This is a genomic window from Shimia sp. W99, from assembly GCF_053851455.3.
In genome coordinates, this window is the sequence record NZ_JBSQBU020000001.1 from 1500172 (window position 1) to 1523176 (window position 23005).

Sequence of the window (23005 nt, forward strand, 5' to 3'; positions counted from 1 at the left end):
GCCCACATCCACGGCGCGCTTTGCGCGCCGACCGGCCCCCCTCACCAAACCCTTGCGCCCTGCCGCTCCAACTCTTTCTGGATATCCCCGATATCCACCTGATCCAGATCGCGCCCCTGCTGTTTGACCGACAGCGCCGCCGCAACGCCCGCACCCTGCCCGATCACCGCACAACACGCCATGTTGCGTGTCGCGGCATGGGCAATGCGCTCGGCCCCCGTCGCCCGCCCCGACACCAACAGGTTCTTCACCTTCCTGGGCAAGAGGTTGCGATAGGGGATCTGGAAATACCGCCCCGTCGTGGGCAGGATTAGCACGCCATACCCGTCGATGAACTCGGGGAAAATGCCAATCGAATCCTCGAACCGCCCCTGCTCTCGCACATCGCCTTCACGCATCCGATAAACCGTATCCACCTTGCGCGTATCCCGCACGCCAAGGCTCATCCCAAAGTTACGCAGCCGGGCGCCCTCGCATCCCGGCGTGAACCGCTTTAACGCCTCGATCGCCAGCATCGCCTGCCGGCGCCCCTCGATCTCACCCTGGGTGAGGCTGTCCGGGTCGGTCCCGTCAATCCCATCCAGATGCACGAGGTTCATATAGGTCAGCTCGCCCGTGTCATGCATCGCCCCCCACGTCCCGGCAATCGTGTTGAGATGCGCCGGAATGATCCCCGCCTTGATCGCCTGCGCAAAGGGCTTGCCGAGAAAGGGCGAAAACATCTCGTCCTCCTTACCCGAGGTCTCGATATTCCACTCCCCGCCGCCGCCCCAATCAGCATAGGTCTGGGGATCGGCCTTGATGCCTTCCATGAACCGGGTCTTGTCCACCCCGGCGAGATGAAACATCACCGACGCCGCCATCATCTCTTCCCGCGGCGTCATCCGCGTCGGCGCGCCCGCGCGATGCGCCACATCCGCGTCGCCCGTCGCATCAATCACCCGCTTGGCAAGGATCGCCTCGCGCCCGGCCTTGGACTCGGTGATGATGCCGACTATGGCATCGCCCTCCATGATCGGGGCCACGAACTGACGGTGCAGCATCGGATGAATGCCCGCCTTTTCCACCATCCGGTCCGCGACCAGCTTGAACCCCTCGCTGTCGATCTCATAGCTCAGCGACTGGCTCTCGGGCACCGCCGCGCCCGCGTCCTTCGCGGCGTCCTCGAACTCCTTGGGAATGCCCATGCTCTCCACGGTCTGTTCGTGGCGATACCAATGCATCCCCTCCACGCCGACCACGGTGATATTGCCCCCGAAACAGCCGAACCGCTCGACCAGCGTCACCTCGACCCCGGCCCGAGCCGCCGCCAGCGCCGCCGAAAGCCCCCCCGGCCCCGAGCCAACGACCAGCACGTCGGTTTCGTGGATGACATCAATCTGGCGGGCGGGTTCGGTGATCTGTTTCATGACGCCCAGCCTTTGACAAAGCCGTGCCTTGCGTCAATCCAAAAGTGAAATGGCCATACAGGATTTGTCCCTTTGCGCCGCATACCCGCGCATGCAACAATACCCCCATGATCGAGAAAGACCCCAGCCTCAACGTGCTTGGCACCGCCCTTGCCCCCTGTTCGACCGACCCCCTGACCGGGTTCTTCCACGACGGGCATTGCAATACCTGCGCTGAGGATCAGGGCAGCCATACGGTCTGCGCCATCATGACGGCCGAGTTTCTCGCCTTTTCCAAGTATGTCGGCAACGATCTCTCGACCCCGCGCCCCGAGTTCGGTTTTGCCGGACTCAAGCCGGGCGATCACTGGTGCCTCTGCGCCGGGCGTTTCCTGCAGGCCCATGACGAAGGCTGCGCCCCGCGGGTCAATCTTGCCGCCACGCACCAACGCGCGCTCGACATCGTGCCGCTGGATATCCTGGCCATTTATGGCGCACATTAACGCGGCGGTGTGCCGGTGAACTCCTTGTCGCTGTCCAGAAGATCGTCAAGGAAGACACTCATCAGCTGCGCCCGCCCGGTGACGCCTGCCTTGCGATAGATCGCGTTGCACTGCGCTTTGACGGTGCCCTCGGACGTGTTGCGCAGATCGGCAATGTCCTGAATGCTCAGCCCCTTGACCGAAAACAGCGCTACCTCATGCTCTGCCGGGGTCAGCCCCCAGTCCGCAAACCGCTTGTCCATGTGATCAACAAAGGCCATGCGCACATTGCGCAGGCTCTGTTCGGCCTCGTGCTTGTCCGCAAGGGTTCGCCGGAACGCCACCCAGCCAAGCACCACCCCAAGAAACAAACCCACCGCGGCACCGATTTCCAGAAACTCGCGGCTCTGCCAGCTGATCGGAGACATGCGCACACCGATCACGGTCAACAGGATGTCGGACACGAAAAAGATCGCGCAGCCCCCCTGGACCACGATCAACAGGATCAGCCAAAGGCGCGACCGGCGCGCGCGCGTCAGCACGCCAAGGCCTCATGGGACGTCAGGATGTCCTGCGAAGCCTCACGAGCCACCCCGCCCGTTGCCATTCCCGTTGCCGTTCCCACCGGCATTTCCATTCCCGTTCCCACCAGCATTCCCATTCCCGCTGCTGTCGGCACTGCCAGTCCCGTTGCCCACACCGTTGCCCGAGTTCCCGTTGCCCGAGTTTCCGTTTCCAGAAGTTTCCTTCCCGGACGTGTCTTTGTCGGAATTTCCACGGCCCTGACCCGGTGTTTCCTTGTCCCCGGCCTGTGCCACATCCGCCTGTTCTTTCTTTGCTCCCAGTATGGGATCGGATGCCAATCCAAAACCGCCCTTCTGGAAATCGCGCAAGATTTCGCCGGTCCGCGGGTTCACCACGATTTCGCGACTGCGCGTTTTGGTGCGCGCAACGATGCGCTCACGTCCAAGAATGGTGCGCGACACGTCGACCTCGGAATACCCGAGCGCGCGCAGCTGGCGCACGATCGCCTCCGCAACCGCCTCCGCGCTCGCCACTTGCGGCGCAAGGGTCGGTATCAGGACGGATGCTATGATTTTGAGATGTTTCATGACCAAACCATGTTTTCCGGCCGCCGTGCTCTGGGGAAGCAACGGCGACCGGCAAGATGAAGGCACAGATTACGCGTGAGGGACAGATTTGTCACGTAACACACCGCCAATCATCACACCTCATGAAACCGCCCGTGGATGCGTGGGAATACACGCACCACCTCCATGAGGCCAAGTTCGCCTGATCCAGGAATGGGATGCACGGGTCCAGGCGTCTGAGTCGAAACCACATTTCACTCACCTACCGGGCGGGGCGCCGCCCGGGTCTCACTTGCCCATCCGCCCCATATGCTGCCAAGCAGGACGGTCGGGCTTTCCGCGACCAATAACGGATCCGAACTTGCCTTGGGATAGCGCCCCAAGGCGGCATCGACCATGTTATCCAGAACGCCTTCCTCCTCGGCCAGAACGACAAGCACGAAGCCAAGGGTAGCAGATAGAAATGCCCTCAGTTTTCGCCCCATCTTTCCGGTGCCCCCGTGGTTGTTCGAGATATCAAATTCAATTCATGGCCCATGCCATTCGGTGCCCCCAGCAAAGCCCGCCCCGGCCGGCGCCGTCCATAGGTCTGGGGTTTACCATCCCCTGCATTTTCCAAAGGATTACAGCCATAAACCTGGGTTTATGGCCTTCCCGAAGCCCGTGGCGCGAACAGGCACAAAAAAGAGGCGCCTCCTTTCGAAGACGCCCCTTACATGTATTTCGGAACAGCGTTGCGCGGGTTCAGTCCGCTGGACGCCCCTCGGTGTCACTCATGTCGAACCCGAGATAGCGCGCCACGGTCTGCACATCCTTGTCGCCCCGGCCACACATGTTCATGACGATGATATGATCCTTGGGCAGGTCGCCGGCGATCTTCATCACATGCGCCAACGCATGGCTGGGCTCCAGCGCCGGGATGATCCCTTCATGGGCACAGCAATACTGGAACGCCTCCAGCGCCTCCTTGTCGGTCACGGACACATAGTTTGCCCGGCCGATGTCATGCAGCCAGCTATGCTCCGGCCCGATCCCGGGATAGTCGAGCCCGGCCGAGATCGAATAGCCTTCAAGGATCTGCCCGTCATCATCCTGCAACAGATAGGTGCGGTTGCCATGCAGAACGCCGGGGCGCCCGCCCGTCAGCGACGCGCAATGCTCCATCTTCTCGTCCACGCCCTTGCCACCGGCTTCAACCCCGATGATGTTGACCGACTTGTCGTCGAGGAAGGGATAGAACAGCCCCATCGCGTTCGACCCGCCGCCAATCGCGGCAATCACCGTGTCGGGAAGACGTCCCTCGCCCTCCTGTTCGGCCAGTTGCCAGCGCACTTCCTTGCCGATGATCGACTGGAAGTCGCGCACCATCGCCGGATAGGGGTGCGGTCCCGCAACGGTCCCGATGCAGTAAAACGTGTCGCGCACATTCGTGACCCAGTCGCGCAGCGCGTCATTCATCGCGTCCTTGAGCGTGCCCCGCCCGGACGTCACCGGGATCACCTCGGCGCCCAGAAGGCGCATCCGGAACACGTTCGGCGCCTGACGCTGAACGTCATGCGCCCCCATATAGACCACGCATTTCAACCCGAACTTGGCACAGACCGTGGCCGTGGCCACCCCGTGCTGACCCGCGCCGGTCTCGGCAATGATCCGGGTCTTGCCCATGCGCCGTGCCAGAATGATCTGACCCAGCACGTTGTTCACCTTATGCGCGCCGGTGTGGTTCAGCTCATCCCGCTTGAGATAGATCTTGGCGCCACCAAGGCTCTCGGTCAGGCGCGGTGCGAAATAAAGCGGACTCGGGCGGCCAACGTAATGCTTCCAAAGATCGTCCATCTCGGCCCAGAATGTCGGGTCATCCTTGGCCTTCTCGTATTCCGCCTCCAGATCAAGGATCAGCGGCATCAGCGTCTCAGAGACAAACCGTCCCCCGAAATCGCCGAAACGGCCCTTCTCGTCAGGTCCGGTCATGAAGGAATTGAAAAGATCATTGGCCATGGGGTCGTCCTTCGCTTGCGTCGGTTTTACCTAAAGCGTCACGCCTTTGACCTGCGGCAGGGAAAAGGCGAGGCGCGGTAAGACTTCTTGGTGTTGTGGGCGTTCCGCCACAAACCTTTGTTTCAGCTTCATGGCGAAACGCTTTAGAACGCACGAAGCTACAGGGCAAGCGGGAAAGCGGCTGCCGCGTGCCCCGATCCACTCGGAACAAGCAACAAAACCCTATTACCGCAAAACCGGCACCGCCTGCCCCTGTGCGGCCTTGACGAAATCCCGGATCAACCCGGCATCCTTCACGCCCGGCGCGCTTTCCACGCCCGAACTGACATCCACCTGTCGCGCGCCGGTCATGCGTACCGCTTCGGCCACGTTCGCCGCCGTCAGCCCCCCGGCCAACATCCACGGACAGGGCCAGTATTTCCGGTTCACCAACCGCCAGTCAAAGGCCAGCCCGTTGCCCCCCGGCAAATCCGCGCCCTTGGGCGGTTTGGCGTCGATCAACACCTGGTCCGCCACCGCGCCATAGGCGTCGATCTGCGCCACGTCCTCGGGCCCGGCGATCCCTACGGCCTTCATCACCGGCAGACCGAACCGCGCCCTGATCTCGGCCACCCGCTCCGGGCTTTCACCGCCATGAAGCTGCAGCATGTCGAGCGGCACCGCATCCACCAGCTGATCCAGAAACGCATCATCCGCATTCACGGTCAACGCCACCTTGGCCACTCCTACCGGCACCTCGAGCGCCAAATCCCGCGCAGCCGCAACCCCGATATGGCGCGGCGATTTTTCAAAGAACACGAACCCCACATAGGCCGCCCCGGCCTCAGCCGCCGCCACCACATGTTCAGGCTCCCGCAGCCCGCAGATTTTCACCCGGATATCCATGGCTCTTCATCCCACACGGCAAAAAGGGGCGCAACCCGCCCCTTCATTTTGCCCGAAATACTCAAATTGCGGCTCAGCTCGCCTCGTCCAGCAACGCCAGAACCTCGTCCTTGTTTTCGGCCTGCTTGCCCTTCAGACGCCGCACCTCGCGCTTGGTCTGGTGCAATTCCTTCTCTGCCTTGGATTTCTCCGCCCGGTGGCGATGCTCACGCATCCACTCCCAGACGAATCCGATCAGCAACCCTGCGGCGATGGCCAGAAAAATCACCACGAACAACGGCAGGCTGATCGAATGGTTGATCCCGATCAAATCCCCAAGCGCCTGCGGCAACAGGGTCAGGGTCACGATCTCGCGATTTGCAAGTGCCACCGCGATCAGCGCGGCGCCCAGTATGCCCAGAAAGGCATAGCGAATGTAACGCATTCCTTACTTTCCGTTCAGTCGGTCTCTCAGCAACTTGCCCGTCTTGAAGAAGGGCACGTGTTTCTCTTCCACTTCCACCGACTCTCCCGTGCGCGGATTGCGCCCGACGCGGGCATCCCGCTGCTTCACCGAAAACGCACCAAAGCCACGCAGCTCCACTCGATCCCCCCGCGACATCGCATCGGTGATCTCCTCGAAGATCGTATTCACGATACGCTCCACGTCACGCTGGTAGAGGTGCGGGTTTTCATCAGCAATCTTTTGTATCAGTTCCGAACGGATCATCGGTTCATGTCTCCCTGGGTGTGCACGTCTTTGGCCGCATGCATCGCCCCGACTATAGGAAGAAACCGCGCAAACGGGAAATGGAAACACACCCCTTGGGCGCGAAATCCTGCCGAATCCCCGAGATTCCCTGCGGAATCGGCGTCCCTCTTGGCGAATTCCTCCCCCATGCCTTCAACCAGCACACCCGCCGCGCCGCAGAGAAGCCATTGATTCGCAATGAAAAGCTGATCCTCTGTTCAGGACTGCAAATACCGCCCTGCAATGCCCGGCCGCGCGCTGAAACACCGCGCACACCGCGTCAGCCACATCCTCGATATCCGGGGTCATGCCGGATCAGAACGCCCGCGACGAACACGGACAGGCGCGCGCGCAAAACCGTGCCTGAACCGATCCTCGAAAATACCACGCGCGCTTGTGCCAGAGGTTTACCTTTTTCGAACGGCCACGATCCCGCGGCTGGTCCGTGATGGCGGCCCCGACGGGAAACTATACATCCGCTCAATGTCAAAACCGGCCTCTTGGACGAGCGCCACGATCTCACCCTCCAGAAAAGTACGATGACGCCACTGCAGCCATATGATTGCATTGCACCAATGCGGTTTGGACACCACGAGATGCAACCGGCCACCTTCGCGAAGCAGGTCGCGCATTTGTCGGAGGGCACGTAGCGGATCCGGACAATGCTCGATGACATGCGCCGCCAGAACGACTTCTGACAGACCCAAATCCACTTCCCCCAACAAGGACATTTCCATCCTTGGCTCAACGCCGCGTCTGCGTAGTGCTTTTCCGCCAAGTCCAAGCATTGCACGGCTTGGCTCAAGCAAGATCAACTCGCGCGGCGGGCCGTTGATCGCAACCCAGGCTTCAGAGAAGGACGCCGTGCCCGCACCAACGTCAACGACGCGCAGGTCGCCGCCGTCGTTTCGTCGTTGAGCAGAAAGAAAGCCGAGATAGGCATCATAGTATCCCAACGTGCGCATCTTGTCGCCCCAACGAGGCGCGGCGACGTCATAACGATCGGTCAAACGGGCAGTCTTTTCTGCCATCAGACGAACCTTCCATCGAGTTCTGCGACGACCTGATCTCTACGTCATAACCCGACCCTTTGATACCCTGCTGTGTCGCGTGCAACGGGCAAAACACCGCCATCGAAGTGCAATGGTACCCCGACCTGCGGTTCAGGATGACAAATGCCATCCGGCGATTTCCCGACGCGTCGCCATCTCAGAACTTGCCTTTGTTGTTCTTCCATTGATCCTTGGGGGCAATGGTTTCCACCGTGGTCCACTGCTCGACGATCCTGTCCGCCTCAAGGCGGAAAAGATCGTAATAGCTTGTTGGCAGATTACCCCGACGCCCTTCGCTCATGCACAACACGAAGTTGCCCTCCGCCAGAACCCTGTGCAGCCGATCATACTGCCTTGCCCCGGGCACGGTCGCCTCGTTCTGCAACACCGCCCACAACGCGTCGGCCCCATCACCGATATCCGGGTCATGCTGGATCAGATCCGCCGCCACGTACTCGGGCAGGCGCGCGCGCTGGCGCCCGATCAGCACCTCCTCGACAAAGGCCCGCGCCCGCGCCCTGTTCGCCTCGGTCCTGTCGAGATCCGTGATCCCGGTCTCCCCATCCAGCATGCCCCGCCCGGACGGATTCGGCCCGCGCTCCGGCTGAATATTGTCCCAGTGCTCGACGGCGAGCCCGTCCTCAAAGCGAAACACCTCGAACGCGACCCGAAGCCTGTCAAAATCATAAAGGTTATGGGCAAACGCGAAGTCACCATCCTCGAAGACCCTGACAAACGTCACCTTCGGATTGGTTTTGGACAGCCGCGCAAACAGCGCCGCCAACCCCTCGCTGCCCTCGTGGGTCTGCGGGTTGTGCTGGACATAGCGCGCTTCGTTCACCACCGCCGCCGCCTCGGGATCGCCGGTTTCGATCCCCTTGAGCAGCTTTTGCAGAAGATCCTTTTTCGACGTCATCACAATCCCCTCGTTTCTCCCCGCCCATTCAATCACGACCACGTGCGAACGGAAATCAAAACGATCAACCCGGTTGACGACCCTTCCTTCCCGCAAAGACCTGCCCCGCCCCTGCCCGGCGAACCGGTTACAGGTCGCTCACATCCTGGAATGATTGTTGATCACAACCCGGCAAGAAAGCCCCGCGCCTGCGGCACCCATTTTTCCGGCTCGACGGAAGTTGAGAAATGCCCCATGTGGCTTTGCACTTCATGGAATGTCACCTCTGCGCCCGCCGCACGCATCTCCTCGGCAACTCCTTGTCCGATCGAGGCCGGGTAGAATTCATCGGTATCGCAAAGCACATAGAAGAACCTCGCGCGAATGCGGTCGAGCCTGTCCGAGACGTTAAAATCTCCGATCGCCGAGTTCAGGGCGATCAGGCTCATGGGATCGAATTCTTCGGCCCATTCCGCTGACGTATCATGCAAGAGTTTCTCGATATCCTGCCTTGGCATCTGGCCTTCAAACTTTTCCATGAACTGGTAGGACAGCAGGGTTCTGATCCGGATGCGGGTCATCACGTCCCTGAGGCCCCCCACTTCTGCATAATGTCCATCGTTCCAGTTGGGGTCCGCTTGCAGTTCGGCGACAAGTTCAGGCAAGGCCGCGCTGGTTCCGAACTGGCTCACCGGGCCGCAGTCGGCGGCGATAATGCCCCGCATGGCCCGAGGATAGGTGACCGCCCACTGAAACGACAGCAATCCCCCAACTGATCCACCAGCCACGGCAAGAAGCTGATCAATGCCCAAAGCATCAATAAGACATTTCTGCGCGCGGACCATGTCTTCAAGCGTGATTTCGGGAAAATCGGCGCCCCAGGCCAGCCCTGTCTCCGGGTTCAAGGAGTTCGGCCCGGTCGTGCCGTAGGAAGAGCCGAGCATATTCGAGGAAATGACGCAGAATTTGTCCGTGTCGAGGAGCTTTCCGGGGCCGATGATGCCATCCCACCAACCTTCACGTAAGTCGGGTGTCGTTCGACCGGCGGCATGATGCGTGCTTGTCGTTCCGTGGTGCACAAGAACTGCGTTCGATCTTTCGGCATTCAGGTCGCCGTAGCACTCGTAGGCGATGTCCAGCTCGGGCAGCACGAAACCGGACTGCAAGCGAAAATGCGATGTACGATAGCTCGGCATTGAAGATGCCTCCGGACTTCACCGCTCAAATCCTATCACGAAATGAATGAAAAGTCCTGTTCTCGCGGTCCTGCGCAGCCCGCTCCGGGCGCTCGCGCGCGCCCTCAATCCGGTCCACGCACCCGCCCCGAGAGCCGATCGCCGGCCAACAAAAAAGCCCCGCCGTTTCCGGCGGGGCTTCTCAAATCGTATGTCGACAGACTTACTCGTCGCCCGACTTGAGCGCGGCACCGAGGATATCGCCCAGCGATGCACCCGAATCCGACGAACCGTACTGTTCCACGGCTTCTTTCTCTTCGGCGATCTCGCGTGCCTTGATCGACAGGCCCAGACGACGGGTCTTGCTGTCCACGTTGGTCACGCGCACATCAACCTTGTCACCGACCGAGAAACGCTCGGGGCGCTGCTCTGCGCGGTCACGGCTCAGGTCCGAACGACGGATGAACGACTTCATGCCTTCGTACTCGACCTCGATGCCGCCATCTTCGATCGCGGTCACTTCAACGGTGATGACCGAGCCACGCTTCACGCCGCCAACGGCTTCTGCGAACTTGTCACCGCCCAGCGCCTTGATCGACAGCGAGATACGCTCCTTGTCGATGTCGACTTCCGAGACAACCGCCTGGACAACGTCGCCCTTGCGGTAGTTCTGGATGGCGTCTTCGCCACGCTCGTCCCAGCTGAGGTCCGAAAGGTGAACCATGCCGTCGATCTCGCCCGGCAGGCCAATGAACAGACCGAATTCGGTGATGTTCTTGACTTCGCCTTCGACCTGCGTGCCCTCGGGGTGGGTTTCTGCAAACACTTCCCACGGGTTGCGCATGGTCTGCTTGAGACCCAGCGAAACGCGACGCTTGGCGCCGTCGATTTCGAGAACCATGACGTCCACTTCCTGGCTCGTCGAGACGATCTTGCCGGGGTGTACGTTTTTCTTGGTCCAGGACATTTCGCTGACGTGCACGAGACCTTCGACACCCGGCTCCAGCTCCACGAAGGCGCCGTAATCGGTGATGTTGGTCACGCGGCCCTTGTGGACCGACGACAGCGGGTACTTGGCGGCCACGAGATCCCACGGATCGTCCTGCAGCTGCTTCATGCCCAGCGAAATGCGGTGGGTTTCCTTGTTGATCTTGATGACCTGTACCTTGACAGTTTCACCGATCGTCAGGATTTCCGACGGGTGGTTCACACGGCGCCATGCCATGTCGGTGACGTGCAACAGGCCGTCGACACCGCCCAGGTCAACAAACGCACCGTATTCGGTGATGTTCTTGACCACACCGTCCACGGCCTGACCTTCGTGCAGGTTGCCGATAACCTCGGCGCGCTGCTCGGCGCGGGACTCTTCGAGGATCGCGCGACGCGATACAACGATGTTGCCACGGCGACGGTCCATTTTCAGGATCTGGAACGGCTGCTTCAGACCCATCAGCGGGCCGGCGTCGCGCACGGGGCGCACGTCAACCTGCGAACCGGGCAGGAAGGCCACGGCGCCGCCGAGATCGACGGTGAAGCCACCTTTGACACGACCAAAGATCGCACCTTCGACGCGCTGGTCGTCGGCATATGCTTTTTCCAGGCGGTCCCATGCTTCTTCACGGCGGGCCATCTCGCGCGAGATAACCGCTTCGCCGCGGGCGTTTTCAGCCGCGCGCAGGAAGACTTCCACTTCGTCGCCAACAGCGATTTCAGGAGCTTCACCCGGGTTTGCGAATTCTTTCAGATCAACGCGGCCTTCCATCTTGTAGCCGACGTCGATGATGGCTTGGCCTGCTTCGATTGCGATGACCTTGCCTTTGACAACCGAACCCTCGTTCGGGGTGTCCATTTCGAAGCTTTCATTAAGGAGGGCTTCGAATTCCTCCATGGTTGCGTTAGCCATGTGGCGTTTCATTCCTTTACAAACATTTTTGCGGGCCACGCGGTTGTCTCCGCCGGTCTTGGTTTCGTTACGTCCCGGGCCGTTTGGCCAAGAAAACGGGCGTGGTGTCACACACAAACAAGAAGGGCCGGAGGATTTCCTCGGGCCCTACTCACCACATCCGCGACTCTTGACGGTCTCTGGACAGGCGCGCGTATAGCTCAACGCGGGTATGAGCGCAAGTACCATACCTGTGCTAAGCCCGTGTGAAACGATCTCGCCGCAGCATCGCCCGTTCCACCTCGCTCAGACGCTGCAACGCCGCCTCCGGGTCACGTCGCCCGCCTGCCTTTTCCCAGATCGCCCGCGCCGAGGCCGGGCTCCACGGGAGGGCCGCCTGTGACAACCACCCTCGCAAGGCCGGGGGCAAGCGGTCATAGGATGTCATCGCGCACCCTTCCCTCCGGCGCCGCCGCAAACTGCTGTTGAGATTGCGTTCCATGACATGATCCTCTTGCACCCACCGCAACGCACCGACCATTGGCCTGCGCCTCAAAATGTAATAACATTACATTAACAGGATACAAGCACCCACGGCATGGACGCGCCCGTTCAGCCGACCTTCGGCAACGTCCACATATCACCCGCCGCGCGTTCGAACTCGGGGGGATCGAAATTGCCGATACCACTTGTCGGATAAACCGTGATCTCGCACAGCCAGAACCGGCTCTTGGCGACAAGGAAGTCGATCCGCAGCATGTCGACCCCTTCCCCCAGCTTTTCCGCCACCTCGATCAAGTCGTCCAGATAGGACGGCGCGGGCGTATCGCCCAGCACCCCGAAGGGCTTGGTCGTACGGATACGGAACGTCGCCGCAATCCGGTTCCAGTCCGCATCGAACAGGCCGCATTTGTTGCTGCCATATTGCATCAGGTACATGAACCGCAGCTTGCCATCGAACACAAAGCACTTCAGGTCCGAGATATGCGCGCCCTCTTCCGTCCGGATCAGCTCTTCCGCAACGATGCCGCGTTCGGCACCCCAGTATCCCCACTCATGGACTTCCTGCCCATAGGTGCGCCCGACCCAGCGTGTACACTGCCGCCGGATCTCGTCCCGGTCACAATCTTCACCCGGCAAAATGATGCGGCTCCAGCCCGAACCGTGATTGCCCTTGAGAATGGCCCCTTCGCCAAACCTGTCGAAGGGAATGTCCTCCGGGTTGCGCCCATGCCAGAGCAGGCGCGTCGTCAACGCCTCGGCACGCGCCTTGCCAAGGCGCTTCTCGAAATAGGCGCGGCATTTCACGCGATCGGTGAACACCGGAAAAAGCGGATTGCGGTCATGGACCTTGCGCCACTGCACCTTCTCGCTGAACCCCTTGGGATCACGAAGGTTCGGGTCCACGCCAAAGGTCCCGGCATATTCCGCCTTAAGCCGCCTGTAGCCCCGGGCCTTGTCAATGCGGCCTTCAACGGCGCTGATCTTGCGGAGAAAGAAGTATTTCAGGGTATTCCACGGGGACATTTTCGGAACCTGGATCGTCGACTTGTGTCTCCTATACAGCATGCCCTGACGGGAACAAGACACCCCGCCCAAAAGCCCTTCCATGCATGGAAACTGGCGCCAATTGGCGCCATCCGGCTCAGGCCACGGCCTGCCAGCGCCCGCCCGAAGCCTGCCTGCTGGCGCCGCCTCTATCCCCGAACCCGGCGCACTCCAAAAGCGTCTCGCCTTCCCAACGGGTCAGACAGGGGCGCGCCAACGGCCCGTATTCCGACCAATCGCCCTCAAGATGCGAAAACGCCCGCGCCATACGCGCCCGCGCCGCCGGTGTCAGGCTGGCAATCGCCTGATCCCCCGGATACAGGCTTTCCGCCCCAAGCCCCTCGGCCATGATAACCTCGTGCTGTTCGAACATCAGGTGGAAATAGTCGACCCCGCCCGCTGGATCCGCCACCTGCCCGCCGAACCGCGCGAAACTCACCGCTGGAAACAGTACCGCGGCCTCGCGAAACAGGATTTCCGCCTGCCAGCCGCGAAACAGGATGCGATGTTGCGGCGACACCCACAGATCGCGGCGCGGCATGCCCTTGCCCAGTTGCCCCGCCCGGATACAGATCGGCCGATACTGCGGCTCCAGAAGCAAATCGGCCTGGCTCATCCGGCGCTCCGCGATCCAGCGGATCTCGGCCGATCCACCCGCCTCCGTCGTCACCCTGTCCCCGATGATCAGGCGTTCCACCGGAACCGGTCCCCTTGGCGTGTCGATCAGCGTGCCACGCACGAAACAGATCGGAATGCTCACCACGTCCGACCAGCCGTTCAGATCATGCGCCCCGTTTGGAAACGCATCCATCGTGGCCTGTGAGACCCCGTTGGGAAAAAGGAAAAGCCGTTGCCCATCCTCGGTCGTGATCACCACGATCGGTTCTCCGCGCAGGTCTTCGCCATTGACGTTCTTGAGCTTGTTGGAATTGGGCAACGTCCCCGAGAATTCGACCGTGAAACTCATCTCCACGCCGTTGATGATCACCGTCGTGTTCGGGTCCGGCAATCCGCCGTTGGGCTGAAGCTTGAGGTTGCCCGAAGTCCCGCTTGAAAACGTGATTTCGGTCGTGGGAACACTGTTGGTGTTCTCCGCATTCAAATAGGAGTTATTCGCCGTGTTGCTGTCGCCACGTGCGAAAAAGCTGATCGTCGCCATGTCTGCCCGCCTCAACCGGACCGGCCCGTTTTCGGGCCAATTTTGACCCCTTTGTCGGGATCTTGAGGTCTATCAGACCGCGAAACACGCCTCTATTCAAGGCGCATTAATAGATTCATCACATTTGTGACATTTTTCAACACAGCCGCGCCCGTCCGGTGTCCCGCCGAAAACGCCCGGTACGCCCCGGTCGGGCCCCACATCTTACCAAACCCTTGCGCCCGCTCCGTTAACACCTGCCCGAATAGCCGTTTTCTGAGACCGTTACCGACGCGATACCGACGTCAAACCGACGCGATACCGATCGGCAAAACCAGCAAAACAAGGCCGTTAACCTTCGAATCGCCTTGAAGGCCCTAACAATAGCGTTCCGGCCCGTCCCACTGGTCCACGCTGTAGCGATCCCCATGCGCCCAGCCCACCGGCAGCGCGGTTTCAATCGCGGCCAAGTCCTCGGCGCCCAGCGTGATCTCGGCCCCCCGCACCAGTTCCTCGAAATGCGCCACAGACCGCGTTCCGGGAATGGCAAAGACCTCTTCCCCCTGCGCCAGCACCCACGCCATTGCCAGCGATGCCGCCGGAACGCCCATGTCGCGCGCAAGGGCGCGAAACGGTTCTGTCGCCTTGATATTGTTGGAATAATTCGGATCCTGAAACCGCGGATTGCTGCGCGGCCAGGGCAAATCGGGAATGCGGCTGGCCGGGATCGGATCGTCTGTCAGAAAGGACCGCCCCACCGGGCCAAACGCCACCAGCGCCGTCCCCAATGCCTTGCAGGTCTGCACCAGTCCCAGTTCCGGTGACCGGACTCCAAGCGAGTATTCCGACTGCACCGCATCCACCGGATGTTCCGCCGCCGCCCTGCGCAACGAACTCGGCGCGATCTCGCTGAACCCTATCCCCTTGATCTTGCCCTTCTTTTTCAGGGTTGCGAGGGTTCCCGCCACCTCTTCAACCGGCACCGCCTGATCCCGGCGATGCACATAGAACAGGTCCACATGATCCGTGCCCATCCGCTGCAGGCTCTTGTCCAGCTCGTCTTCCAGATGCGCCAAGTCGTTGCGGTAACAGCGTTTTCCATCGCCGTCCTTGGTGATGCTTGCCTTGGTCGCGATAAAGAACCGCTCGCGCGTCCCCGCGCCCCGCATCTTCAGGAATTCCCCGATTGTCTCTTCCGAGCCTCCCATGCCATAGACATTGGCGGTGTCCAGATGCGTCACCCCGGCGTCCAGTGCCGCATCGAGAACCGCATAGGAGTTTTCCCGCGTGGTCGGCCCATAGAAATCGCCAAAGGACATTGCCCCGACGCCCACAACCGAAACTTCCGGACCCTGCGGCCCAAGCCTGCGCGTTTTCATCTCAACCCCCTTGTTTTCTTGCTTCCACGGCCGCCACCGCCTGTGCCACCGCCGCCTCGATACTGAGGTTGGACGTGTCGATTTCCACCGCATCCTCGGCGGCCACCAACGGCGCCTCGGCGCGCTCGCGGTCGCGCTGGTCGCGCTCTATCACATCCGCCAGAACCTGCTCGCGGCTCACCTCCAGCCCCTTGGCCTCCAGCTCCAGAAACCGCCGCTCCGCCCGCACCTCGGCGCTTGCGGTCACAAAAAGTTTGGCCTCGGCCTCGGGGCAGATCACCGTACCGATATCGCGCCCGTCCAGCACCGCGCCGCCCGCGCGCCGGGCAAAGGCACGCTGAAAATCCACCAACGCCGCGCGCACATCCGGGATCACCGCCACCTTGCTTGCGGCCTGCGCCACTTCGGGGGTGCGCAACGCGTCGTTTTCAAGGTCCTCCGCCACCAGCGCGCGGGCCGCCTCGATCGGGTCCGTGCCATCCAGCGTCTTGGCCCCCACCGCCCGGTACAATAGCCCGGTATCAAGATGCGCGAACCCGAAATGCGCCGCGACAGCCTTGGAAATCGTACCTTTTCCGGCCGCTGCCGGGCCGTCGATTGCGATGGTAAAACTCATGATGTTCCTCAAATTTCCTGACGTTCATCTATCCCAGCCAAGGCGCCGGGATGCAAGTCATCCGCCTTTGCGGCGGCGGACCAGCAACCGGATGAATCCATAGATGAGAGCCAAGAAACAGACGGTCGCCGACAATGATTTGCTCAGGGTCCAGAAACTCGCCAATCCCACGAGGTTGTCTTCGAGCGCCGTAACCGGTGTCGTCAGCATTACCGCAACAAGGTAGTTCTCAAGGTAATCGGCCGCCGCCCCCAAAAGCGCAATCACACCGAGCACCGACGACCAGGGCCGCGCGAACAGAATTTGGAACCCGAGGATGAGCGTCAGGCCCAGAAGCGCAGGATAAAGGATATCCAGCTTCTGCTGTACGCCGACATAAAACTGCCGTCCCTCGTCGCTAAGCGCGCCCAGAAAGGCACGCGCGTCTTGTGCAGAATAGCCCAGCGGGCGCATGTCGAACGGCGTCAGGCCCTGCGCCGCTTCGGTGATCCGTGGCAAGGACCAGAGCACCATGATCAGATAGACGGACGCCGCCGCACAAAAGCTGATCCAGAATACCCGTTGCATGCCCTACTCCGCCCGATGCGGCAGGTCATCCCCGCCAGCCGCGCCTGTTCTTACCGACATTGAAGACGATCATGACCGACAAAAGCGCAAAAGCAACCAAAAGCGTGACAAACTTTGAAACGGTATAGCTGCTTGCCAAAAGGACCATCTCATCGGTGATCTGCGTCGCCCCAACGCGCAGCATCTCGGATACCAGCGCGTTTTCGCACAGGTCCATCACCACAAAACTGCCCGGCACCACCATCAGAATGACCCGGCTCCAGGCGTGCACGTTGCGCGTCAACCCCCACAAGGCCCAGCCGAGCCAAAGCCCCATGAGCGCGGGGAAAATCGTGTCGATCAGGCGCAGCCTTCCTGCATAAAGCCGGGCCGCTGCCTCGGGCAACGCTTCAAGGTAAGCCGTTGATTCAAAATAGGTATACCCAAGCATCCGAAGGTCAAACGGTTGCATGGGTGGATCACCCACCACAAGGTGGTTGAGGCCAAGCGTCACCAGCACAGCATAGGTCACAACCGTGACCACGCTCAGCAGGGAAAACGACTTGGCGTAACGGCTCACCGATCGGACCTCACAACATCTGCACCAAGGCTGGCCATAAGCGGTTCGAAGATCGGGAAGGACGTGGCAATCGGACTCCCGTCATCCACGCTCACCGGGTTCTGTGCGGCCATGCCCATCACCATGAAAGACATCGCGATCCGGTGGTCGAGATGGCTTTCACAGGTGCCGCCGCCCGGCACATTGCCATGGCCCAGCCCCTTAACGATCCACCAATCCTCGCCTTCCTCAACCTCAACCCCATTCAGCCGCAGCCCCTTGGCCATGGCATCAATCCGGTCGCTTTCCTTGACCCGAAGCTCCTTGACCCCCTTCATGACCGTGTCACCTTTGGCAAAGGCCGCGACCACGGACAGAACCGGGTATTCGTCAATCATCGACGCGGCACGCGCCGGGTCAACCTCGATCCCTTTCAGGTCTGGCGAAAACTTCGCCCGCAGGTCCGCGACAGGCTCGCCGCCCTCTTCGCGCTCGTTTTCATAGGTCAGGTCCGCGCCCATCTCGCGCAGCGTCGTGAACAACCCGGCGCGCGTCGGGTTCAGCCCGATATTGGGCACCAGCACATCCGAGCCCGGCGTGATGATCGCAGCACAGACCGGGAACGCCGCCGAAGAGGGATCACGCGGCACCGCGATGGTCTGGGGCTTCAACTCGGGCTGCCCGGTGAGCGTGATCACCCGGCCCTCCTCGGTTTCCTCGACGCTGATCTCTGCGCCAAACCCGGCCAGCATCCGTTCCGTGTGGTCGCGCGTAGCTTCCTTTTCGATCACGACCGTCTGCCCCGGCGCGTTCAACCCCGCCAAAAGCACCGCCGATTTCACCTGGGCCGACGGCATCGGCACTTCGTAGCGCACCGGCACCGGGTCCGCCGCGCCCACGATGGTCATCGGCAACCGCCCGCCCGAGCGCCCCACCGACTGCGCCCCGAAAAGCGCGATCGGGTCCGTCACCCGTGCCATGGGGCGCTTGTTGAGGCTCGCATCCCCGGTAAAGGTCGCCGTGATCCCACTCGTGGCCATCGCCCCCATGATCAGCCGCACGCCTGTACCCGAATTGCCGCAATCAATCACGTTCTCGGGTTCGGCAAAGCCGCCCACGCCCACGCCATGCACCGACCAGTTGCCGCCGCCATGGTCCGTCACCTCGGCCCCGAAGGCACGCATCGCCTTGGCGGTGTCCAGCACGTCTTCGCCTTCCAGCAGGCCGGAAATCCGGGTCTCGCCCACCGCCATCGCACCAAGGATCAGCGAACGGTGCGAGATCGACTTGTCACCGGGGACATTAGCCTCGCCCTTCAACGGGCCGCAGGGTCGGGAGGTCATTGGGATCGGGGTGCCGTGGCCGGACATTTCGCGCATTTCCTTCTTGGGTCGTTCCTTCGCTGTTAGCGCAACAACAGCCATGCGTCCATGGCGCGATTTGCCCCGCCGCGCGAAACCCTAGGCGGGCCGCCCCGTCAGCCATTCGACGGGGTTCTTTTCGGCAATCTGGCGGAACACCTCCTCGCCCAGCGCATTGCGCAGCCGGAAGCACACGGCCTTCTCGCTCAGGCTCTCCTGCCGCGTCATGTAATAGTCGGATCCGAACAACACCCGGCGGCGCAACCGCTCTCCCGCATCGCTCTCATCCAAAAGGAACAGGCGCAGGAACGGGATGTAGTCGTCAAAGTGAAACAGGGTATAGGAAATGTCGGTCCACAGGTTCGGCCACTCCCCTGACCCGATCATCTGGCGGATTTGCCGCTGCCAATTCTCCTTGGCCGGCAACTCTTCACCATTGGCATAGGCGCGCCAGTCCTTCTGCCCGCCGAAATGCGCCAGACACAGCCGCATGTCTGGAAAAGCGCGCAGAACCTCCTTGTAGGCATAGGGCCGCGTGACTTGATCGGCCTTGTAGTCACACACATGCCGCCCCTGTGCCCCGCCGCGCGAACAATGGGTCATCACCGGCAAACCGCGCGCCTGCATCTCGGGATAGACGTCCTGCATCAGGTCTGGGTGATCCGGCGCAAAGCCCAGACGCGGATAGATCTTGAGCCCCTCAAAACCCAGCTCACGAATAGCGCGCAGCCCCTCTGCCACGCTGCCTTCATGCACCGGGTTCACCGTGGCAAAGGGTATGACCGTTCCTTCATGCTCCGGGTGCCGGGCCAGCGCGGCCAATTCGTCATGCTGCGCTTTTAGCCCCGCCTGCGGCTTGCCAAACCCGACCCCCTCCATGTCCATCGGCAAAACGACAAAGCGCGTGTTGGACGGGTAATGCCGCTTCACCAGCTCCAGCAATTCGCGCTGATGCTTGTGCCCGCTCTCCTCGACAAAGCGATAGAGCCGATCCAGCGTGTCTGCCGTGGGATGCTGCCCCAGCATCCGCGCCAACCCCGCCAGCGCCCGCACCAGATGCGGCGATTTGCGAAACAGCCGCGCCAGCGGGAATGGGAAATTGCGCGGCACATGCGCCGCGGTAAACGTGTGGATATGACAATTGACGATCTCGATATCGGACATCTCTGAAACCTTGGGTGCAAAATACACCCTCAGGTTGCGCGAGAGACCGCCCCGAAATCAAGTCTTTCTGAACGTGAGATAATGCGGCGTGCGCCCCTCGCGAAATGCCTTCTGCTCATATCGCGTCGAAATCCAGTCGCCCCACGGATCGCGCCAATCGGCAGGCGCTTCGGCCAGCCATTCCAACCCGTGGCGCGGCACCTGCTCCAACGTCTGGCGTACATAGTCGGGAATGTCCGTGGCCACCCGAAAAATCGCCCCCGGTTTCAGAACCCGCGCCAGCGGCTCAAGGTGTTCCGGCGTCACGAAACGACGGCGATGGTGGCGTTTCTTGGGCCAAGGGTCCGGATAAAGCAGGAAGGCCCGCGCGATGCTCTGCTCGGGCAGCACGTCGAACATGTCGCGCGCATCGCCCGGATGCACCCGGATATTGTCCGCCCCCGCATCCCGGATCTTGCCAAGCAGCATCGCGACGCCATTGATATAGGGTTCACATCCGATGATCCCCACGTCCGGGTTCGACACCGCCTGATGCACCATGTGCTCGCCGCCACCGAAGCCTACCTCAAGCCAGACATCGCGCTCCCCGAACAATCCTTGCAGATCGATCTTTTCGCGTTCGGGGTTGCTCTCCCAATCCACCTTGCCGGGCGCCAGCTTTTCGAGGTCCGCATCAAGAAACTCTTCCTGGCTTTTACGCAGCCCCTTGCCCTTGAAACGGCCATAGAAGTTGCGCCACGGGGCGCCCGAGGGGTGTTTGTCGCTTGGCATCGGCTCTTTCCTTTGTCGCGGCATGGGCTTTGCCCAAAGCCTGCGCCGGGGTCAAGCCCGCCTCAGGACTTTCCGAAAATCGCGCGCAGCACGAACATGCCGGGAAGGGTCACGATATACATCGTGATCCCGTAAAGTGCGGCGGGCACCGCATACTCCGGGATTCCCCCGCTCTGCGCCACCAGCCCGGCCACCGTAATGCCCAAAGCCGCATTCTGCACCCCCATCTCGATCGAGATACACAGCCCGTCGCCGCCACCCAGCCCCAAGACTCGTGCCAACAAAATGCCAAGGATCAACAGAACCACGTTGATCGCCACCAGAAGCGGACCCAACCGGCTGATATTGGCCACGAACAGATCCCAGTTCGTGATCAGCGCCGCAAGGACGATCACCACGAACAGCACCACCGCAGCCACAGAAACGGCCCCTTCAGTACGCTCGGCAAAATTGGTCGCGACAAACCGCACCAAAAGCCCGATCAGAACCGGCACGGCAGTAATGGCAAACATCGACAACCCGATCGCGGACACGTTGATCGCCGGCGCATCCGCCCCGAGGAACACCCCCGATGCCCACCCCACTAGAACCGGCACCGTCAGAACCGACAACAGGCTGACCACCGCTGTCAACGTGATCGAAAGCGCCACCGTCCCGCCGGCCAGCTTGGTCAGGATATTCGACGTCACCCCGCCGGGGCAGAAACTCAGGATCATCACCCCGAAGGCCAGCGCCGGCGGCAAGCTAAAGACCTGCAACAGCACAAATGCCACCACCGGCACCAGAACCACCTGCCCAAGCATCCCAACCAACACCGCCCGCGGCATGGACAACACACGCCCGAAATCAGCGAATGTCAGCCCGTACCCCAGTGAAAACATGATGAAAGCCAGCGAAAGTGGCAAAGCAACGTCGATCAACATGGCGCGGTTTCCTCCCTGTACGCAGGCATCAGGTTTGCACAGGCCAGCAAAAAGGCCAAAGCTTTCCCTCACGGAAGGCTTTGGCCCTGTCTTTTGATCGTGACGGCGGCACGCGATTTCGAAATCGCGCGACAAGGCTTTTGCGAAAGCCTTTCCCGCCTCAGACTGCCGCCTTCAGCGCCTCGACCAGATCGGTTTTTTCCCAGCTGAACCCGCCATCGGCATCCGGCTCGCGCCCGAAATGCCCGTAGGCCGCGGTGCGCTGATAGATCGGCTTGTTCAGTTCCAAGTGCTGGCGAATGCCGCGCGGGGAAAGGTCCATGACCTGCCCGATTGCCTTTTCGATATCCGCCGGGGCCACGTCTCCCGTGCCATGGGTGTCAGCATAGATCGACAGCGGCTGGCTCACACCGATCGCATAGGAAAGCTGAATGGTGCAGCGCTCGGCCATGCCTGCCGCAACCACGTTCTTGGCAAGGTAGCGCGCGGCATAAGCCGCCGAGCGGTCCACTTTCGTCGGATCCTTGCCCGAAAATGCCCCGCCCCCGTGCGGTGCTGCACCGCCATAGGTGTCCACGATGATCTTGCGGCCCGTCAGACCTGCGTCTCCATCCGGTCCGCCAATCACGAACTTCCCGGTCGGGTTCACATGCCAGACCGTATCCGCGCTGATCCAGCCTTCTGGCAGGGTTTCGCGGATATAGGGTTCGACAACCGCGCGCACATCATCCGAGGTCATGCTCTCGTCCAGATGCTGCGTCGACAGCACGATCGAGCTCACGCCCACCGGTTTGCCTTCGCGATAGACCACCGAAAGCTGCGATTTTGCATCCGGGCCCAACGTCGGCTCGGCACCCGATTTGCGCACCTCGGCGAGACGGCGCAGGATCGCGTGGGAATACTGGATCGGGGCCGGCATCAGCGCTTCGGTCTCATTGGTGGCAAAGCCGAACATGATGCCCTGATCGCCCGCGCCTTCGTCCTTGTTCTCGGCCGCGTCCACCCCTTGGGCAATATGCGCGGACTGCTCGTGCAACAGGTTGGTCACTTCCACGGTTTCGTGGTGGAACTTGTCCTGCTCGTAACCGATATCCTTGATACAGGCGCGCGCGATCTCGTCGATGCGGCCCATGTATTCATGCAGCTTGTCCTTGTCAGACAGGCCGACCTCACCCCCGATGACCACGCGGTTGGTGGTGGCAAAGGTTTCGGCCGCAACCCGCGCTTCGGGCTCCTCGGTCAGGAACGCGTCCAGCACGGCGTCGGAAATGCGATCGCACACCTTGTCGGGATGCCCTTCCGAAACGCTTTCGGAAGTGAAAATATAGCTCTGTCTGCTCATGAAATGCTCCGTTATTTCACAAGTCGCCACGCCAGGAAGCCGTTGTGACGACGAATATCCACAGCGCCATACGCGCCTGC

General features: G+C 61.3%; 25 protein-coding genes and 1 riboswitch. Of the genes, 1 reads left to right on the forward strand and 24 read right to left on the reverse strand.

What is annotated here, in order from left to right:
• Positions 1 to 41: 41 nt before the first annotated feature.
• Positions 42 to 1409: an FAD-dependent oxidoreductase gene (locus ACS3QZ_RS07410; protein ID WP_456037256.1), complete on the reverse strand. Its 1368-nt coding sequence runs from the start codon at positions 1407 to 1409 to the stop codon at positions 42 to 44.
• Positions 1410 to 1516: 107 nt separating this feature from the next.
• Here ACS3QZ_RS07410 and ACS3QZ_RS07415 point away from each other — a divergent pair, with 107 nt between their 5' ends.
• Positions 1517 to 1891, forward strand: a complete 375-nt coding sequence (locus ACS3QZ_RS07415; RefSeq protein WP_456037257.1) for a DUF2237 family protein — start codon at positions 1517 to 1519, stop codon at positions 1889 to 1891.
• On the opposite strand, the gene ACS3QZ_RS07420 is transcribed toward ACS3QZ_RS07415, so the two are convergent.
• The 23 genes from ACS3QZ_RS07420 to metK all read right to left on the reverse strand — a co-directional run bounded on the left by ACS3QZ_RS07420 (position 1888) and on the right by metK (position 22925).
• Entirely contained in the window at positions 1888 to 2412 is a 525-nt protein-coding gene (locus tag ACS3QZ_RS07420) for a helix-turn-helix transcriptional regulator (protein WP_456037258.1), read from the reverse strand. The genes ACS3QZ_RS07415 and ACS3QZ_RS07420 overlap by 4 nt on opposite strands.
• A gap of 39 nt (positions 2413 to 2451) precedes the next feature.
• Complete coding sequence (locus ACS3QZ_RS07425; RefSeq protein WP_456037259.1) at positions 2452 to 2982, reverse strand: hypothetical protein; 531 nt, start codon at positions 2980 to 2982, stop codon at positions 2452 to 2454.
• Between the two features lie 233 nt (positions 2983 to 3215).
• Positions 3216 to 3446 carry a hypothetical protein gene (locus ACS3QZ_RS07430; RefSeq protein WP_456037260.1) on the reverse strand — a complete coding sequence of 77 codons (231 nt, stop codon included), beginning with the start codon at positions 3444 to 3446 and terminating at the stop codon, positions 3216 to 3218.
• A gap of 259 nt (positions 3447 to 3705) precedes the next feature.
• A complete protein-coding gene (gene trpB / locus ACS3QZ_RS07435) occupies positions 3706 to 4959 on the reverse strand; it encodes a tryptophan synthase subunit beta (RefSeq protein WP_456037261.1) in 1254 nt (417 codons plus the stop codon).
• A gap of 225 nt (positions 4960 to 5184) precedes the next feature.
• Complete coding sequence (locus ACS3QZ_RS07440) at positions 5185 to 5844, reverse strand: phosphoribosylanthranilate isomerase (RefSeq protein WP_456037262.1); 660 nt, start codon at positions 5842 to 5844, stop codon at positions 5185 to 5187.
• A gap of 73 nt (positions 5845 to 5917) precedes the next feature.
• Entirely contained in the window at positions 5918 to 6268 is a 351-nt protein-coding gene (locus tag ACS3QZ_RS07445; RefSeq protein ID WP_456037263.1) for a lipopolysaccharide assembly protein LapA domain-containing protein, read from the reverse strand.
• A 3-nt stretch (positions 6269 to 6271) separates the two neighbouring features.
• Entirely contained in the window at positions 6272 to 6553 is a 282-nt protein-coding gene (gene ihfB, locus ACS3QZ_RS07450; RefSeq protein ID WP_093089946.1) for an integration host factor subunit beta, read from the reverse strand.
• 428 nt (positions 6554 to 6981) lie between these two features.
• Positions 6982 to 7605, reverse strand: a complete 624-nt coding sequence (locus tag ACS3QZ_RS07455) for a class I SAM-dependent methyltransferase (RefSeq protein WP_456037265.1) — start codon at positions 7603 to 7605, stop codon at positions 6982 to 6984.
• 178 nt (positions 7606 to 7783) lie between these two features.
• The gene (locus ACS3QZ_RS07460) at positions 7784 to 8542 is read right to left on the reverse strand and encodes a nuclear transport factor 2 family protein (protein ID WP_456037266.1); all 759 of its coding nucleotides are present in this window, start codon (positions 8540 to 8542) and stop codon (positions 7784 to 7786) included.
• Positions 8543 to 8703: 161 nt separating this feature from the next.
• The gene (locus ACS3QZ_RS07465) at positions 8704 to 9717 is read right to left on the reverse strand and encodes an alpha/beta fold hydrolase (RefSeq protein ID WP_456037267.1); all 1014 of its coding nucleotides are present in this window, start codon (positions 9715 to 9717) and stop codon (positions 8704 to 8706) included.
• Positions 9718 to 9919: 202 nt separating this feature from the next.
• A complete protein-coding gene (gene rpsA, locus ACS3QZ_RS07470; protein ID WP_093092406.1) occupies positions 9920 to 11599 on the reverse strand; it encodes a 30S ribosomal protein S1 in 1680 nt (559 codons plus the stop codon).
• Between the two features lie 235 nt (positions 11600 to 11834).
• Positions 11835 to 12080 (reverse strand): DUF6525 family protein, encoded by a 246-nt coding sequence (locus ACS3QZ_RS07475; protein ID WP_456037268.1) that lies wholly within the window; start codon positions 12078 to 12080, stop codon positions 11835 to 11837.
• Positions 12081 to 12190: 110 nt separating this feature from the next.
• Positions 12191 to 13105, reverse strand: coding sequence for an ATP-grasp fold amidoligase family protein (locus tag ACS3QZ_RS07480; RefSeq protein WP_456037269.1), 915 nt, complete (start codon positions 13103 to 13105; stop codon positions 12191 to 12193).
• Positions 13106 to 13223: 118 nt separating this feature from the next.
• Positions 13224 to 14285: a Hint domain-containing protein gene (locus ACS3QZ_RS07485; protein WP_456037270.1), complete on the reverse strand. Its 1062-nt coding sequence runs from the start codon at positions 14283 to 14285 to the stop codon at positions 13224 to 13226.
• A gap of 356 nt (positions 14286 to 14641) precedes the next feature.
• Positions 14642 to 15643 carry an aldo/keto reductase gene (locus tag ACS3QZ_RS07490; protein WP_456037271.1) on the reverse strand — a complete coding sequence of 334 codons (1002 nt, stop codon included), beginning with the start codon at positions 15641 to 15643 and terminating at the stop codon, positions 14642 to 14644.
• Position 15644: 1 nt separating this feature from the next.
• Positions 15645 to 16259, reverse strand: coding sequence for a (d)CMP kinase (cmk, locus tag ACS3QZ_RS07495; protein ID WP_456037272.1), 615 nt, complete (start codon positions 16257 to 16259; stop codon positions 15645 to 15647).
• Between the two features lie 57 nt (positions 16260 to 16316).
• Complete coding sequence (locus tag ACS3QZ_RS07500) at positions 16317 to 16826, reverse strand: hypothetical protein (RefSeq protein WP_456037273.1); 510 nt, start codon at positions 16824 to 16826, stop codon at positions 16317 to 16319.
• Between the two features lie 25 nt (positions 16827 to 16851).
• Complete coding sequence (locus ACS3QZ_RS07505; protein ID WP_456037274.1) at positions 16852 to 17385, reverse strand: hypothetical protein; 534 nt, start codon at positions 17383 to 17385, stop codon at positions 16852 to 16854.
• On the reverse strand, positions 17382 to 18734 hold the full coding sequence (gene aroA / locus ACS3QZ_RS07510; protein WP_456037275.1) for a 3-phosphoshikimate 1-carboxyvinyltransferase: 1353 nt from the start codon (positions 18732 to 18734) through the stop codon (positions 17382 to 17384). The genes ACS3QZ_RS07505 and aroA overlap by 4 nt, the downstream gene beginning before the upstream one ends.
• 90 nt (positions 18735 to 18824) lie before the next feature.
• The gene (locus tag ACS3QZ_RS07515; RefSeq protein WP_456037276.1) at positions 18825 to 19889 is read right to left on the reverse strand and encodes an amidohydrolase family protein; all 1065 of its coding nucleotides are present in this window, start codon (positions 19887 to 19889) and stop codon (positions 18825 to 18827) included.
• Between the two features lie 57 nt (positions 19890 to 19946).
• Positions 19947 to 20660: a tRNA (guanine(46)-N(7))-methyltransferase TrmB gene (gene trmB / locus ACS3QZ_RS07520; protein ID WP_456037277.1), complete on the reverse strand. Its 714-nt coding sequence runs from the start codon at positions 20658 to 20660 to the stop codon at positions 19947 to 19949.
• Between the two features lie 62 nt (positions 20661 to 20722).
• Positions 20723 to 21583: a bile acid:sodium symporter family protein gene (locus ACS3QZ_RS07525; RefSeq protein WP_456037278.1), complete on the reverse strand. Its 861-nt coding sequence runs from the start codon at positions 21581 to 21583 to the stop codon at positions 20723 to 20725.
• 160 nt (positions 21584 to 21743) lie between these two features.
• The gene (gene metK, locus ACS3QZ_RS07530; RefSeq protein ID WP_093089958.1) at positions 21744 to 22925 is read right to left on the reverse strand and encodes a methionine adenosyltransferase; all 1182 of its coding nucleotides are present in this window, start codon (positions 22923 to 22925) and stop codon (positions 21744 to 21746) included.
• A 4-nt stretch (positions 22926 to 22929) separates the two neighbouring features.
• Positions 22930 to 22979: riboswitch (SAM-SAH riboswitch) on the reverse strand.
• Between the last annotated feature and the right edge of the window lie 26 nt (positions 22980 to 23005).

Bases quoted from the DNA above. Each gene is read 5' to 3' on its own strand.
- ACS3QZ_RS07410 (WP_456037256.1), bottom strand. From the start codon at position 1,409: ATGAAACAGATCACCGAACCCGCCCGCCAGATTGATGTCATCCACGAA.
- ACS3QZ_RS07415 (WP_456037257.1), top strand. From the start codon at position 1,517: ATGATCGAGAAAGACCCCAGCCTCAACGTGCTTGGCACCGCCCTTGCC.
- ACS3QZ_RS07425 (WP_456037259.1), bottom strand. From the start codon at position 2,982: ATGAAACATCTCAAAATCATAGCATCCGTCCTGATACCGACCCTTGCG.
- ACS3QZ_RS07430 (WP_456037260.1), bottom strand. From the start codon at position 3,446: ATGGGGCGAAAACTGAGGGCATTTCTATCTGCTACCCTTGGCTTCGTG.
- trpB (WP_456037261.1), bottom strand. From the start codon at position 4,959: ATGGCCAATGATCTTTTCAATTCCTTCATGACCGGACCTGACGAGAAG.
- ACS3QZ_RS07440 (WP_456037262.1), bottom strand. From the start codon at position 5,844: ATGGATATCCGGGTGAAAATCTGCGGGCTGCGGGAGCCTGAACATGTG.
- ACS3QZ_RS07445 (WP_456037263.1), bottom strand. From the start codon at position 6,268: ATGCGTTACATTCGCTATGCCTTTCTGGGCATACTGGGCGCCGCGCTG.
- ihfB (WP_093089946.1), bottom strand. From the start codon at position 6,553: ATGATCCGTTCGGAACTGATACAAAAGATTGCTGATGAAAACCCGCAC.
- ACS3QZ_RS07455 (WP_456037265.1), bottom strand. From the start codon at position 7,605: ATGGCAGAAAAGACTGCCCGTTTGACCGATCGTTATGACGTCGCCGCG.
- ACS3QZ_RS07460 (WP_456037266.1), bottom strand. From the start codon at position 8,542: ATGACGTCGAAAAAGGATCTTCTGCAAAAGCTGCTCAAGGGGATCGAA.
- ACS3QZ_RS07465 (WP_456037267.1), bottom strand. From the start codon at position 9,717: ATGCCGAGCTATCGTACATCGCATTTTCGCTTGCAGTCCGGTTTCGTG.
- rpsA (WP_093092406.1), bottom strand. From the start codon at position 11,599: ATGGCTAACGCAACCATGGAGGAATTCGAAGCCCTCCTTAATGAAAGC.
- ACS3QZ_RS07475 (WP_456037268.1), bottom strand. From the start codon at position 12,080: ATGGAACGCAATCTCAACAGCAGTTTGCGGCGGCGCCGGAGGGAAGGG.
- ACS3QZ_RS07480 (WP_456037269.1), bottom strand. From the start codon at position 13,105: ATGTCCCCGTGGAATACCCTGAAATACTTCTTTCTCCGCAAGATCAGC.
- ACS3QZ_RS07485 (WP_456037270.1), bottom strand. From the start codon at position 14,285: ATGGCGACGATCAGCTTTTTCGCACGTGGCGACAGCAACACGGCGAAT.
- ACS3QZ_RS07490 (WP_456037271.1), bottom strand. From the start codon at position 15,643: ATGAAAACGCGCAGGCTTGGGCCGCAGGGTCCGGAAGTTTCGGTTGTG.
- cmk (WP_456037272.1), bottom strand. From the start codon at position 16,259: ATGAGTTTTACCATCGCAATCGACGGCCCGGCAGCGGCCGGAAAAGGT.
- ACS3QZ_RS07500 (WP_456037273.1), bottom strand. From the start codon at position 16,826: ATGCAACGGGTATTCTGGATCAGCTTTTGTGCGGCGGCGTCCGTCTAT.
- aroA (WP_456037275.1), bottom strand. From the start codon at position 18,734: ATGTCCGGCCACGGCACCCCGATCCCAATGACCTCCCGACCCTGCGGC.
- ACS3QZ_RS07515 (WP_456037276.1), bottom strand. From the start codon at position 19,889: ATGTCCGATATCGAGATCGTCAATTGTCATATCCACACGTTTACCGCG.
- trmB (WP_456037277.1), bottom strand. From the start codon at position 20,660: ATGCCAAGCGACAAACACCCCTCGGGCGCCCCGTGGCGCAACTTCTAT.
- ACS3QZ_RS07525 (WP_456037278.1), bottom strand. From the start codon at position 21,583: ATGTTGATCGACGTTGCTTTGCCACTTTCGCTGGCTTTCATCATGTTT.
- metK (WP_093089958.1), bottom strand. From the start codon at position 22,925: ATGAGCAGACAGAGCTATATTTTCACTTCCGAAAGCGTTTCGGAAGGG.